Below are 14,117 nucleotides of genomic sequence, written 5' to 3'. Positions count from 1 at the left end.
AATATCACAAAATGAAAAATAAAATTATTTTTTTTAACATCTTAATTCTTTTATTTTTTTCATATAAATTTTCTTATTCTGATTCAAGATTTGGTGAATTAACAGAAATGCGTGATGAAAGAATGAGAGGAAAAGACGGTCAGTGGGTAAGACCTCATCCAGGACCTTTTGTATGGAATAAAATTGAAAGGAAACAAGGAAGTTATTCCTGGGATGAAGCTGATGCACAAGTTGTTTATGCTCAAGAACACAATCAAACAATCATAGCAACTATTTGGCCATACTCTAATTGGGAACAAAAATCTTGTAAAAGAAAAAAAGCAAGAAGTCCTTTTGGTAAACATTTTTCAAAGTATTTGAGCAAACCTTGTTCAATGGATAATTATAAAACTTTTCTTTTAGCACTAGTAGATCGTTACGATGGAGATGGTAATAATGATATGCAAGGATTAACTAAGCCAATTTTATATTGGGAGATAATGAACGAACCAGAATTTAAGATGTTCTTTAAAGGAAAGAAAGATGAGTTTATAGAAATTTTTAATTTTTCTTCAAAGATTATTAAAGAAAAACAAAAAGACTCTATAATAGTTATGGCAGGTGCTGCTGGAATGTTTCCAGAAAATAAAAAGTTTTGGAAATATGCTTTACCAAAAATAAAAGATAATTTTGATATTGCTAATATTCATCACATAAGCACTCCTGATGGAAAATGTGATAAAGAGCTTTGGGTAGACGAGTTTGCAGCCTTATTAAAAAGTGTAGATGTTGATAAGCCTATTTGGTTAACAGAAGCCATGACCTGTGGTCCCCCAGTAAAAGCTTGGATAAATGCATTTTTAAACGGAGCGGATGTTATTGTTGATGTTGGTGTTAATGCACCAGGCAGGAAGATGAGTAAAAAGGGTAGAAAAAATTTAAATGATTTTATTACTAATTATGATGGTTTTTCATCTCTAAAACTTGTCTCAAAAACAGAAGTAGAATTTCAATATAAAGACGGTTCTACTAAGGCTTTTAAACTTAATTAACTCTAATTGTTGGAAGACTATAAAAATCTGCCGTATCTATCTTAGAAGAATACTCTCTTTTCATGCTCCATTTCTTTTGAACACCAGCGCTTGCAACACTTAAAGTAGATCTACCGTATCTGTGATTAGTGTTATCAATAGATCTCATTAAACTGTTTATCTTCTCGTCTTTTTCAGATGAAAATAAGTTTGTTTTTTCATTAGCATTAGAAAGTCCTGTAAGCATCACACCTGCTTTTTGATATTGATAACTATTTTTGAAAATTGTTTCCAAAATTGTTACTGCAGTTTTAACTATTTCAATACTGTTGTTTGTTGCAATTGGAAAATCAACAGTCTTTGCATTTGAATAGTAACCATAGTTTCTTTGAAATGGACTAGTTCTTACAAATACTGTGATTGCTTTTGCAACTAACGACTCTGATCTAATTTTTTCAGATGCATTTAAACAATAATTTGCAACAGCTTCTTTTAATTCTTGAAATCTTTCCACTCTCTTTCCAAATGATCTTGAAACAACACAACTCTTTCTTTTTGAGGTAGTAGTTTCTAAATTAATACAAGGAATACCTTTAAGTTCCATTGCAGTTCTTGAGCTTAAAACATTGGAAGACTTCTTAATCCAACTGTTAGATTTATTTTTAAGTTGTTTAGCATTATAAACTCCATTTTTATTATAAAATTTTGTTAATTGTTTACCAACACCCCATACATCATTAATTTCAATTTTTTCAAGTACTGGATCTAAGTTATCAATCCCAATTAAGCTAGTAACTCCTGATTGCTTTTTCTTTGCAATTTGATTTGCAATTTTACTCAAGGTTTTTGTTTTAGCAATTCCAATACTAGTTGGAATACCAGTCCATTGTAAGACTGTTTCCTTAATCTCTTTTCCAATTTTTTCTACATCTTCATCTGGAAAATTTGATAAATCTAAGAATGCCTCATCAATAGAATAAATTTCCATATCTGAATTAAATCTTTTAAGAGTTCGCATTACTCTTCTAGATAAATCTCCGTACAAAGAATAATTAGATGAGAAAACTTCTACTTTATTTTTGATGATAATATCTTTTGCTTTAAAATAAGGCTCACCCATTTTAATCCCTAAAGCTTTTGCTTCAGTAGATCTTGAAATAATACAGCCATCATTATTAGATAAAACCACAACAGGCTTTCTTCTTATTTTAGGATTGAATAATCTTTCACAAGAAACGTAAAAAGAATTACAATCAACTAATGCTATTTTTTTAGTACGTAGAATGGATGACATAAGTTACAACTCCCCAGATAAAAATATCTTGTTCTTCATTAATTAAAATTCTGTCAGTAAACTCTTTAGATCCTGACGTTAAAAATTTCTTATCTCTTTCTTGAACCAAGCTTTTAACTACAAGCTCATCATGAACGTTTGCAATCACTGTTGAAAAGTTTTTTGGTTTCAAACTTTTATCGACAACCAATAAATCTCCATCATTAATTCCAACATCCACCATTGATTTACCTTGCACCCTGATAATGAAAGTTGCTGGAACATTTCTTATTAAATGCATATTTAAATCTATATCCTCTTCGATATAATCGGTTGCAGGGGATGGAAAACCAGCGCCTGCTTTATGTAAATAATAAGGGATAGTTAGTTTCATGTTCTTGTTTTGTTCTACTTTATAGACTATTTATACAATACACTCAAGAGGTTGTATTTTGAGTCTGTAACTGAATCAAAAGTGAATCAAAACGTGAACATCCAAAACTACATTTTGTGCTATTGTGGATAACTCCAACCACTAGTAGTTTAAATTTAGGAAAATAGATTAATGATTTGTATCAAAGCTGAAATACCAAAAGAGTTAAACAATATAGAAGATGAGTTAAAAGCTATTTATCATAGCAAAGATACAGTTTGTTTTTATATATTTAAAACAAGAGAATTAAGAAATGAATTTATAGAAAAAACTAAAGGGATGAATAAAGAGAGTAGAGAACAAATTTATAAAGAGCATCAATCAAATTAAGAAAGAGAGTTATATGAAATTAAATTGCCACTGTGGAGCTATTGAAGCTGAAATTAATGTTCCAGTTAATGAATTAGCAAAAATTGTGAAATGTAATTGTTCAATTTGTAAAAGAAAAAGTGCAACTATGGGCATGGTTAAAAATGAAGATTTTAAAATTACCAAGGGAGAAGATAAATTAAAACTTTACCAATTTCACACAAAAGTTGCTAAACATTATTTTTGTTCTGAATGTGGAATTTACACCCATCACAATCCAAGAAGCAATACTGCGATGACTGGATTTAATTTAGGATGTGTTGATGAAGTCGATGTAGCAAACTTAAAAGATATAACTTTGATAGATGGAAAGAACCATCCAATGGACCAAAAAAAATAATAAGTTTGATGAAAGTTACCGAAGAGTGTTTTAGTAAAGTTAAAAAAGATTGTTTTAAATTTATTAAATCACAAGAAACACCTAGAGAAAAGTTTGGTAATAAAGAGGGGATGCTTAAGTCTTTTTTAATTCCAATGTGTTTTTGGATTGCAAAAAAAGCAAATAATAAAAAACCTTACTTCGTTGGTTTGGCAGGTGGGCAGGGAACTGGCAAAACAACAATAAGTTCAATTATAAAGATTATATTAGAAAAGTATTTTAAGTTAAAAGTGTTTAAAATATCTATTGATGATTTTTATAAAACTCGAAAAGAAAGATTAAACTTATCAAAGAAAGTTCATTCAATGTTAGCTACAAGAGGAGTGCCAGGAACACACGATGTACAAATGATGTTAAGCTTTTTTAAAAAAGCAAAAAGTAAAAACTTTAAGAAAATCGATTTACCAAACTTTAATAAAGCGGTTGATGACAGATTTCCTAAAAAAAATTGGTATAAGATAAAAGAACAACCTGATGTAATATTATTTGAAGGTTGGTGTGTAGGAGCCAAGGCAGAAGAGAATAAAACTCTTAAAAAATCAATAAATTCACTTGAAAAAGTAAATGATCAAAAGTTAGTCTGGAGAAGATATGTTAATCAGCAACTAAAGACCAAATATAAGAAATTATATTCCCAACTTAATTGTATGATTTATCTAAAAGCTAAAAACTTTACCTTGCTTCAAAAATGGAGACTAAAACAAGAGCACAAATTATGGTTAAATACTAAAAAGTCTTCTAGTCACAAAATTATGAGTAAAGGGGATGTGATAAATTTTATGCAAACTTATCAAAGAATTACAGAAAACATGTTCAAAAAAATGCCTAAATATGCGTCTATTATTTTGAATTTAAACAGTAACCATCAAATTAAATCTGCGGTATATAAGTTAAAATGAAAAAAATATTAATACTAGTTAGCTTAATAGCCTTTAGCTTTAGTAACGCTTTTGCAGTTACTTTATACGATGCTTTAAATCAAACTTATCAAAATAATATTCAACTGAATGCTGAAAGAGAAAATATAAAAGCATCAGAAGAAGATATTAATATTTCAAAAGCTGATTATAAACCTACACTTACTTTAAGTGGATCTAAAAGTTTAGAGAATACAAATAAATTAACTAATCAAAGTGGAGGAGATGCCACAATAAATGATGTAGATCCATTTACCACATCAATAAAATTAGAACAAACGCTCCTAGACTATGGAAGAGATTTAACTCTTGAAAAAAATATTACAGCATTAGATTTAGCTAAAGCAAAATTGATTAAAAAAGAACAAGATATTCTTCATAGTGCAGTTGATGCTTATACAAATTTAATACTAGCTAGAGAAAAGCAAAATATAAATAGAAAAAATTTAAATCTTTTAAAAAGACAAGTTGAAAATGATAAAATTAGATTAGACCGTGGCCAAATTACAATAACTGATTTAGCACAGTCCGAATCTTCATTTGCTGGTGCTCAAGCTCAATTTACTCAAGCAAAAAATGATTTGTTAATTGCAAAATTAACTTATGAAAATATTATTGGAAAAATAGCCGATCCTAATCAATTAAAGAAAAATTCAAAATCAATTGTAAGTATTCCAAATTCTTTAAATGAAGCAATTAATTTATCAAAACAAAATAATCCAGATATTAAAATTGCTAAATTTGATTTAGCCCAATCTGAAAAAGATGTAGCTATCTCAAAATCAGATTTAAAACCTTCAGCATCTTTATCATTTGAGAGATCCTATTCGGATAATCTAAGTTCAACAGTTGATGAAAGAGAAAAAGATGTATTAAAGGCAACAGTTAGTTGGCCTTTCTTTACAGGTGGAAAAACACAATCAAAAATAAACAAACAATCTAATTTAACTACTAGAAAAAGATTATTATTGGATGATGCTGTTAGAACTAACGAAACAAATGTAGCAAGTGCATGGTCAAGTTTAGAGTCCTCTAAAGGTTTTTTAAATTCTGTAAAAGTACAAGTAAGAGCGGCTAAAATTGCAAATGAAGGAATTGCTGCTGAGTATGAAAGAGGATCAAGAACAACACTTGATGTTATCCAGTCATATTCTCTATTACTTTCTGCTCAACTATCTCTAGTGAGTTCAGAAAGAAATTATCTAATGGCTCAGTATAACCTGTTAAAAGCAGTTGGCCTTTTAAATAGCCAATACCTAAAACTTAAGTAATTATTTGTTTTTTTTGACTAAAAAATTAATATATTGCTAATGAGAACAAAATGTGTACATTTAATTCATGATTCGAGTGTTAAAAAAATTAAAAAAAGAGGCAAAAAATGACGAAAAGTAACCTAAAAGTAGTTAAATCTACTAAAGATCAAGAAATGGATATTAAAGAAAAAAACAAAGCATTAGACGCAGCAATAGCACAAATTACTGATAATTTTGGAAAAGGTTCAGTAATGAAGCTTGGACAGAGAAGAGCAATGGATATTGAGTCTGTTTCTACAGGATCTTTAAGTCTTGATTTGGCCCTAGGAATAGGTGGATTGCCAAAAGGAAGAATAGTTGAAGTTTATGGACCAGAGTCTTCTGGAAAAACAACATTAGCATTACAAGTTGTTGCTGAAGCACAAAAAGCTGGTGGAATTTGTGCATTTGTTGATGCAGAACACGCGTTAGACCCAGTTTATGCAAAAAAATTAGGTGTGAATACAGAAGAACTTTTAATTTCTCAACCAGATGCTGGTGAACAAGCTTTAGAAATAGCTGATACTCTTGTTAAATCAGGATCTATTTCAGTTATCGTAATTGACTCAGTTGCAGCCTTGACTCCAAGAGCTGAAATTGAAGGTGAGATGGGTGATCACCATGTTGGTCTTCAATCTAGATTAATGAGTCAGGCTTTAAGAAAGCTAACAAGTTCAATTTCAAATACAAACACAATGATGATTTTCATCAACCAAATTAGAATGAAAATTGGAGTTATGTTTGGAAGCCCTGAAACAACATCAGGTGGAAATGCGTTGAAGTTCTACTCATCTGTTAGAATGGATATTAGAAGAATTGGTGCAATTAAAGATAAAGATGAAATTATTGGAAACTCAACAAGAGTTAAAGTAGTTAAAAACAAAGTAGCACCACCATTTAAAGTTGTTGAATTTGATTTAATGTATGGAAAAGGGATTAGTAAAATGGGGGAACTCGTTGATCTAGGTTCTAAAGCAGACATTATAGAAAAATCAGGAGCATGGTATGCTTATAAGGGTGAAAAAATAGGTCAAGGTAGAGAAAATGCCAAAACTTATCTTGCTCAAAATCCAAAAGTAGCTGCTGAAATAGAACTGTTAATAAGAGAAAAAGCAGGTGTAATTCAAAAAAAGATTGAAGGAAACCCTTTAGATCCTGAAAAAGCTGCAAAAGATCAAATTGAAGATCCAAAAGCAGAAAAGAAAGAGGAAGTGGTTCCTACTAAAAAAAATTAGTTAAAAGGTCATCTTTAATTATTAAAAGGCGCTTAGTTTAAGCGCCTTTTTTCCCTTACTGTTTTTGGAAAACCAAAGTTTATTCAAAGACACTCGTACTCAAAATTTACTTTATTTTTTTACTTTGAAGTAAGTTTTTAAACTTAGTGTTTTGCTGCTGTTGAATGTGAGATTAGCAATGGATAATTATACTTATAGTTTTTGACACCAAAATACGTACATTCCGCCAAAAGATCGAGAGTTAATTTCCTCGTATTGATGCCATAACGCTAAATCATAAATATCCACTTCTTTCCTGTAAAACTTTTTAAAATTTGAGATAAGGTCATTATTTTCAAATCCGCAGAATTTTAGCCCCAACTTCTCTAAACATTTTTTAATCTGAGGAAGGGTAAAACGATGCTCTTGTACGTGAAATATTAAGTCTCTTAAAGTACTTAGACTAAAAAAATCATTCGACGTTGTTAATCGCTGATGATACTCGTCTTTAGACTCTACTAGTGATTGTCTGAATTTTCTAATGTCAGCCTCTGTTGTACCCACTTTTTGTAATATGATTTCCTTTCGAATCTCTACTATAGGTTGTCTAGCCAACTCACTATATAAACCTATCTTCATCAAACCGCCGGGCTTTAGGAGATCCGTGAGAACTCTCCAGCCAGCCATGGGCTCATCCATATGGTGAAGAACACCCACACTTTCAATGATGTCAAATTTTTTTTTTAGCTGATTTAGCAACAAGATGTCTGCTTGCAAATATTCTAGATTAGTAATTCCAAGCTCAGTCGTCTTCCTCTTAGCATATGCGAGACTTGCAAGACTTAGATCTATAGCAGTGACCTGGCAGTCAGAAAAACGAGAGGCTGTTCCAATAGAGTGCTGTCCCGTACCACAACCAGCAACAAGTATATCTGGAGCAATCACGTTTTTAATACTTTTTGAATGAAGATGAAGATTTTCTTCATCACTAATCTCAGAGATTAATTTCGCTTTTGAAGCTAATCCTATTTTAACCCATCTTGGATAGGGGTTTTCTTCATACTGTGCTCTTACTTTGCTAGACACATTGTCTGATATTTTTCCTAAAATAGGAATTTCTGTCACTATCGCTTTCTCACTATAAGGCTCTTCAATTAGTCGAAATTTTACCTCTATTAAATTATCGAGAGCTTCTATTTTTTGGCACCAATTATATTGATGTAATAGACGATAAGACGCTAAACACAAAATCTTTTTGGCTTCTGGTTGCTCTGATTTTGCAATGGATTGTGTAATCTCATTCTCTAAATTCTTAATTAATTTAGTCTCTTCGTCTTTTTCAAAGTAGATATATTCATTAGTGAAACAGTGAAGAGAAAGATTAGATAAAAAATGGATGAACTCAGGAGTAGAGTCGAAATTATCCAGATTCGTAAGAATTAAACTACGCATATTTACAAAGAATTTTTCAAACTGAAGATCAGGAAGCGGGCATACACGCATCAGATGGTGAAGAAGCGTAAGTTTATCTAGGCTACTAATTATGGAATTTGCCTCTTTTAGGTTTGTAGCAAAATTTTCTTCGAGCAATAAATTTTTAATTAGAGGGTCATGTTTTAAGAGACTTAAAATACTGGGAGCCAATTCCGAAGGACGTACATAATTACCAGTATTTAATAGTTGGATTAAAATTGGGTAGAGCTTAATGTTTGATAAAGTGAACCTTATTTTTTTAATAGCTATAGCAAAATTTGCATAGGCATCAGTGAAATCTGGTTTTAAATTAATTACTTGAATAAAAGCAGAGCATGCTTCTTCTAATCTTCCATGTTCTCTCATTATGACACCCAAGTTGCTATGTGCTTGAGCTAAGTCAGGTTTTAATTTTATTGCTTGTCTATAGCTTGCTTCAGCTTCTTCTAATCTTCCTTGTTTTTTTAATATGATACCCAAGTTGTTATGTGCTTTGGCTAAGTTAGGTTTTAATGTTATTGATTGTCTATAACTTGCTTCAGCTTCTTTTAATTTCCCTTGTTTTAACATTACGTTACCCAAGCTATGGTGTGTTTGGGCCAAGTCAGGTTTTAATGTTATTGATTGTCTGTAGCTTGCTTCAGCTTCTTTAAATCTACCCTGTTCTTGCAATATGATACCCAAGTTGTGGTGTACTTCGGCCAAGTCAGATCTTAATGATATTGTTTGTCTATAGCTTGTTTCAGCTTCTTCTAATCTTCCCAGTTCTTGCAGTGTGATACCCAAGTTGTAGTGGGCTCCGGCATCCTGTGGATCTAACTGTACAGATTTTTGACTGACAATTAATGACTCATTTATCCTACCTTTTTGTTTGAGCACAGCAGCAAGCACTTTCCAGGCAAATTGATGTTTAGGAAATTCTTGAGTTATAGATAAAGATAGTTTTTCAGCATCAATATATTGTCCAGTTTGATAGTATTTTAATAAATTATTTAATTGTTGCTGAGATGGTTCTAAAAGATTATCAGAGATTTTTTTCACAAAGTAGACGCTACCAAATCTATAATAAGGTGTCTAGGCGATGTAATTATTAACTTGATTTATATTTTTTCTCTTACTGTTATCTAGACATAGAATAAAAAAGCTGTATTTTAAAAATATGGCAGACAAATCTTTAAACGAAATAAGAAATACATTCTTAAAATATTTTGAAAAGAATGATCATAAGATTGTAGAGTCTAGCAACTTAGTCCCAAATAACGACCCTACTTTAATGTTTGCTAACTCAGGTATGGTTCAGTTTAAAAATGTGTTTACAGGGTTAGAGAAAAGAGATTATCAAAGAGCAACTACTTCTCAAAAATGTGTAAGAGCAGGCGGTAAACATAATGATTTAGAGAATGTTGGTTATACACCAAGGCATCACACATTTTTTGAAATGTTAGGAAATTTTTCATTTGGAGATTATTTTAAAGAACAGGCAATTCATTATGCTTGGAATTTAATTACAAAAGATTTTGGTATAGATAAAAATAGACTTTATGTAACAGTTTATCATGAAGATGACGAAGCCTTCAATTTTTGGAAGAAAATTGCAGGTTTTAGTGATGATAAGATTATAAGAATAGCAACATCCGACAACTTTTGGTCAATGGGCGAAACAGGCCCCTGTGGACCATGCTCAGAAATTTTTTATGATCATGGAGATCATTTAGCTGGTGGGTTACCTGGTACAAAAGATGAAGATGGTGATCGTTTTATAGAAATATGGAACTTAGTCTTCATGCAATTTGAACAAATTTCGAAAGATAAAAGAATAGATTTACCAAAACCATCTGTCGATACTGGTATGGGGCTAGAAAGAATAGCAGCCTTACTTCAGGGTACGCACGACAATTATGAAACAGATCATTTTAAAAAAATAATAAGCTCAGCATCTGACATAATTAAAATAAAACAAGATCAATCTAACCAATCTAGTTTTAGAGTTATTGCAGACCATTTGCGAGCTAGCGCTTTTTTAATAGCGGAAGGCGTACTACCTTCTAATGAAGGTAGAGGTTATGTCCTAAGAAGAATAATGAGAAGAGGTATGAGGCATTCCCATTTACTTGGATCTAAGGATCCAGTTTTTTTTAATTTATTTGATACGCTCAAAAATGAAATGTCAGGTAATTATCCTGAATTAGTAAGAGCGGAGTCTTTAATTAAAGAAACACTAAGAATGGAAGAAGAGAAGTTCCTAGTTCTTTTAGATCGAGGAATTAAAATTTTAAATGATGAGGTGTCTAAAATAGATAAAGTATTACCTGGTGAAGTAGCATTCAAATTATATGATACTTATGGATTTCCATTAGATCTTACAGAAGATATTTTAAGAAATAAATCAATGTCAATTGATACAGATAAATTTCAATCATTGATGAAAGAAAGCAGAGAACTTGCGAAAAAAAATTGGAAAGGATCTGGAGATGCTGCAGTTGAAGATATATGGTTTGGAATAAAAGATAAGTTAGGAGCTACAGAATTTCTAGGTTATGAAAGTAACCAGGCAGAGGGAGTAGTTTTATCACTTCTATTAAACAATAAAGAAATTAATGAATTAAAAGAAAATGATGAAGGCATGATTATTGTCAACCAGACTCCATTTTATGGAGAATCTGGAGGTCAAGTAGGGGATACAGGTGAAATTATTGCAAATAATTTTAATTTCGAAGTAACAGATGTTCAAAAGAAATTAGGTGATCTATATGTGCATTACGGAAAAGTTATTAGTGGATCAATAAAGATAGATGAAAGTGTTGAACTTAAAATTGATACTAAAAGAAGAGATGATACCAGGGCTTACCATTCCGCAACTCACTTGTTACACGAGTCTTTAAGAAGAGTATTAGGTGATCATGTAACACAAAAAGGCTCTCTAGTTGAACCAAGCCGTTTAAGATTTGATTTTAGTCATATGAAGCCAATAGCAACAGATGAAATTGATAAGATAGAAAAATTTGTGAATACAATGGTTTCAAAAAAATCAGACGTAAAAACTCGTCTAATGACACCAGATGAAGCAGTAGAAAACGGAGCATTAGCTCTATTTGGAGAAAAGTATGGTGACGAGGTTAGAGTTCTTTCAATGGGAGATGATGAAGGGAAGTATTTTTCAACAGAACTTTGTGGTGGTACTCACGTAAAAAATACGAGTGATATTGGTAAATTTAAGATAATTAGCCAATCTTCAATTGCAGCAGGAGTGAGAAGAATTGAGGCTCTAAGAGATAAGCAATTAGAAGATTTTTTACAAAATAAAGAGAAATTATCTAATATTTCCTCAGAAAAAAATGATGAGTTTATTAAAGAATTAAGTGAACAAATATCTAAATTAGGTGGAAAACCAAACTTAGATCAATCAGATCAAAAAACTTTAATTAAAAATTTATCAAAACAACTAGAAACAATCTCTGTTAATTCAATTTTAGAAGATAAATCAAAAAATATTATTAAAGATGAAAAAATTAATGGAGTTAAATTAAGACTTCAAAAAGTCGATGGATTACAACCAAAAGAATTAAGAAAACTTGTAGATAAAGGAAAAAAAGAATTGAGTGATGGAATTGTAATAGTTTTTGCAAGTAAAGATGACAAAGTTGGAATTGCAGTTGGAGTTACCGATAGTTTAACAGAAAAATTTGATGCGGTTAAATTTGTTAAAGTAGGATCAGAGATTATTGGAGGTCAAGGAGGTGGAGGTAGAAAAGATTTTGCTCAAGCTGGTGGCCAGGACCAATCAAAAATTGATGATGCTTTTGAAAAGTTAAAAACTTTAATTTAATTTCTTTTTAAGATTACCATCAATCTCATCTAAAAACTGATTAGTAGTCAAATATTTACTTGAAGGACCGATTAAAATAGCTAAATCTTTTGTCATTGCGCCATTTTCAACACATTCAATACAAACTTTTTCAATAGTTTGAGCAAATTTTATTAACTCATCATTGTTATCAAGTTTTCCTCTGTGTGCCAATCCTCGCGTCCAAGCAAAGATAGATGCAATAGGGTTTGTTGAAGTTTCTTTACCTTGCTGGTGCATTCTATAGTGTCTAGTAACTGTTCCATGTGCAGCTTCAGCTTCCATTACTTTTCCATCAGGTGTTAATAGGGTACTAGTCATTAATCCTAAAGATCCATAACCTTGGGCCATGGTATCAGATTGAACATCACCATCATAATTTTTACAAGCCCAGATATATTTACCACTCCATTTCATTGCACAAGCAACCATATCATCAATTAATCTATGTTCGTACGTTAGGTTATTTTTTTCAAAATCTGTTTTGTATTCTTTTTCAAAAATTTCTTGGAATATGTCTTTAAATCTACCATCGTATTGTTTTAAAATTGTATTTTTCGTAGACATGTAAACAGGCCATTTCTTTATTAAGCCATAGCTAAAACAAGACCTAGCAAAGTCTTCAATTGATTTATCTAAATTATACATTGAAAGCGCAACACCAGGACCGGTAAAATTAAACACTTCATATTTTATTTCATCTTTGCCATCCTCAGAAGTCCATTTAACTTCCATCTTACCTTTACCGGGTACTTTAAAATCTGTTGCTCTATATTGATCTCCAAAAGCATGTCTTCCAATGATCACAGGATCTGTCCAAGAAGGCACAAGTTTGGGTATATTTTTGCAAATAATTGGCTCTCTAAAAACGGTACCACCAATAATATTTCTTATAGTTCCGTTAGGAGATCTCCACATCTTTTTAAGGTCAAATTCTTTAACTCTATCTTCATCAGGTGTAATTGTTGCGCATTTAATTCCAACACCAATTTTTTTAATGGCATTTGCTGAGTCTATTGTGATCTGATCGTCAGTATTGTCTCTACTTTTCATACCAAGATCATAATATTCAATTCCAAGATCAAGATACGGAAGAATTAGTTTATTCTTGATAAACTCCCATATGATACGAGTCATTTCATCGCCATCAAGCTCTACAACTGGGTTATTTACCTTGATTTTACTCATTAAAATAATTTATCTTATTAATTGAATTTGAATGGTTTATATACATATTAATCAAAAATTAGCAAATAGAAGAAAATGATTAGCAAGATATTTCCAAAGATACACACAGAAGGCTACAAATTTTTAGTTATTGCAGGCTTCATTACAATAATTTTATTATCTCTAAGTGGTTTTCTTGGAACGATAGGTTTACTGTTAACTGTGTGGGTTTATTATTTTTTCAGAGATCCAGAAAGAGTTGTAATAGAAGACGATAATTATCTAGTAAGTCCAGCAGATGGAGAGGTAATTAAAGTTGAAGAAGTTGATGGACCTAAAGAAGTTGGTTTAGAAAATAAAAGATTTAAAAAGATAAGTGTGTTCATGAATGTTTTTGACTGTCATGTAAATAGAACACCTTGTTCAGGAAAAGTTGAGGAAATATTATATAAACCTGGAAAGTTTTTCAACGCATCTTTAGACAAAGCAAGTGAGGATAATGAGAGAAATTATTATAAAATAAAAGATAAAAGTGGAAACGATATAATAGTAGTTCAAATAGCTGGACTTGTTGCAAGAAGAATTGTTTGTGAAACAGATAATGGTCAAGAAGTTAACCAAGGTGATAGAATTGGCATGATTAGATTTGGAAGTCGCGCGGATATTTATTATGAGAATTATGAACCTTTAGTAAAAGTTGGGCAAAAAACTATTTCTGGTGAGACTTTGTTGGCTAAAAAATAAAA

The 14,117-nt window shown here is 31.1% G+C and carries 12 protein-coding genes; 8 read left to right on the top strand and 4 right to left on the bottom strand.

Going from position 1 to position 14,117, the window contains the following annotated elements:
* Positions 1–11: 11 nt before the first annotated feature.
* On the top strand, positions 12–1,031 hold the full coding sequence (locus tag ACIJYA_RS05205; RefSeq protein ID WP_435087764.1) for a hypothetical protein: 1,020 nt from the start codon (positions 12–14) through the stop codon (positions 1,029–1,031).
* Here the strand turns inward: ACIJYA_RS05205 and ACIJYA_RS05200 are convergent.
* Complete coding sequence (locus ACIJYA_RS05200; RefSeq protein ID WP_435087763.1) at positions 1,024–2,304, bottom strand: Y-family DNA polymerase; 1,281 nt, start codon at positions 2,302–2,304, stop codon at positions 1,024–1,026. The genes ACIJYA_RS05205 and ACIJYA_RS05200 overlap by 8 nt on opposite strands.
* Positions 2,282–2,677: a LexA family protein gene (locus ACIJYA_RS05195; protein ID WP_028036578.1), complete on the bottom strand. Its 396-nt coding sequence runs from the start codon at positions 2,675–2,677 to the stop codon at positions 2,282–2,284. Before ACIJYA_RS05195 ends, ACIJYA_RS05200 begins: the two co-directional genes overlap by 23 nt.
* A 171-nt stretch (positions 2,678–2,848) precedes the next feature.
* On the opposite strand from ACIJYA_RS05195, the gene ACIJYA_RS05190 reads away from it, so the two are divergent.
* From ACIJYA_RS05190 to recA, 5 genes are all read left to right on the top strand, one after another.
* Positions 2,849–3,046, top strand: a complete 198-nt coding sequence (locus ACIJYA_RS05190) for a hypothetical protein (protein WP_435087761.1) — start codon at positions 2,849–2,851, stop codon at positions 3,044–3,046.
* 13 nt (positions 3,047–3,059) lie between these two features.
* The gene (locus ACIJYA_RS05185) at positions 3,060–3,425 is read left to right on the top strand and encodes a GFA family protein (RefSeq protein WP_435087759.1); all 366 of its coding nucleotides are present in this window, start codon (positions 3,060–3,062) and stop codon (positions 3,423–3,425) included.
* A gap of 8 nt (positions 3,426–3,433) precedes the next feature.
* On the top strand, positions 3,434–4,363 hold the full coding sequence (locus ACIJYA_RS05180; RefSeq protein WP_435087758.1) for a uridine kinase: 930 nt from the start codon (positions 3,434–3,436) through the stop codon (positions 4,361–4,363).
* Complete coding sequence (locus tag ACIJYA_RS05175) at positions 4,360–5,652, top strand: TolC family outer membrane protein (RefSeq protein WP_435087756.1); 1,293 nt, start codon at positions 4,360–4,362, stop codon at positions 5,650–5,652. The genes ACIJYA_RS05180 and ACIJYA_RS05175 overlap by 4 nt, the downstream gene beginning before the upstream one ends.
* 107 nt (positions 5,653–5,759) lie before the next feature.
* Complete coding sequence (gene recA / locus ACIJYA_RS05170) at positions 5,760–6,908, top strand: recombinase RecA (RefSeq protein WP_435087755.1); 1,149 nt, start codon at positions 5,760–5,762, stop codon at positions 6,906–6,908.
* A 192-nt stretch (positions 6,909–7,100) separates the two neighbouring features.
* Here recA and ACIJYA_RS05165 read toward each other — a convergent pair whose 3' ends face one another.
* Positions 7,101–9,401, bottom strand: coding sequence for a tetratricopeptide repeat protein (locus ACIJYA_RS05165; RefSeq protein WP_435087753.1), 2,301 nt, complete (start codon positions 9,399–9,401; stop codon positions 7,101–7,103).
* A 118-nt stretch (positions 9,402–9,519) separates the two neighbouring features.
* Here ACIJYA_RS05165 and alaS point away from each other — a divergent pair, with 118 nt between their 5' ends.
* Positions 9,520–12,186 (top strand): alanine--tRNA ligase, encoded by a 2,667-nt coding sequence (gene alaS, locus ACIJYA_RS05160; RefSeq protein WP_435087751.1) that lies wholly within the window; start codon positions 9,520–9,522, stop codon positions 12,184–12,186.
* Here alaS and ACIJYA_RS05155 read toward each other — a convergent pair.
* Entirely contained in the window at positions 12,178–13,392 is a 1,215-nt protein-coding gene (locus tag ACIJYA_RS05155) for an NADP-dependent isocitrate dehydrogenase (protein ID WP_435087749.1), read from the bottom strand. The genes alaS and ACIJYA_RS05155 overlap by 9 nt on opposite strands.
* A 75-nt stretch (positions 13,393–13,467) precedes the next feature.
* On the opposite strand from ACIJYA_RS05155, the gene ACIJYA_RS05150 reads away from it, so the two are divergent.
* Positions 13,468–14,115 carry a phosphatidylserine decarboxylase gene (locus tag ACIJYA_RS05150; RefSeq protein WP_435087747.1) on the top strand — a complete coding sequence of 216 codons (648 nt, stop codon included), beginning with the start codon at positions 13,468–13,470 and terminating at the stop codon, positions 14,113–14,115.
* Positions 14,116–14,117: the final 2 nt, after the last annotated feature.

This window comes from Candidatus Pelagibacter bacterium nBUS_29, assembly GCF_051200905.1.
GTDB lineage: Bacteria > Pseudomonadota > Alphaproteobacteria > Pelagibacterales > Pelagibacteraceae > Pelagibacter.
Note: the sequence above shows the minus strand (reverse complement) of the source record. Positions and strands in the feature narration are given on the sequence as shown.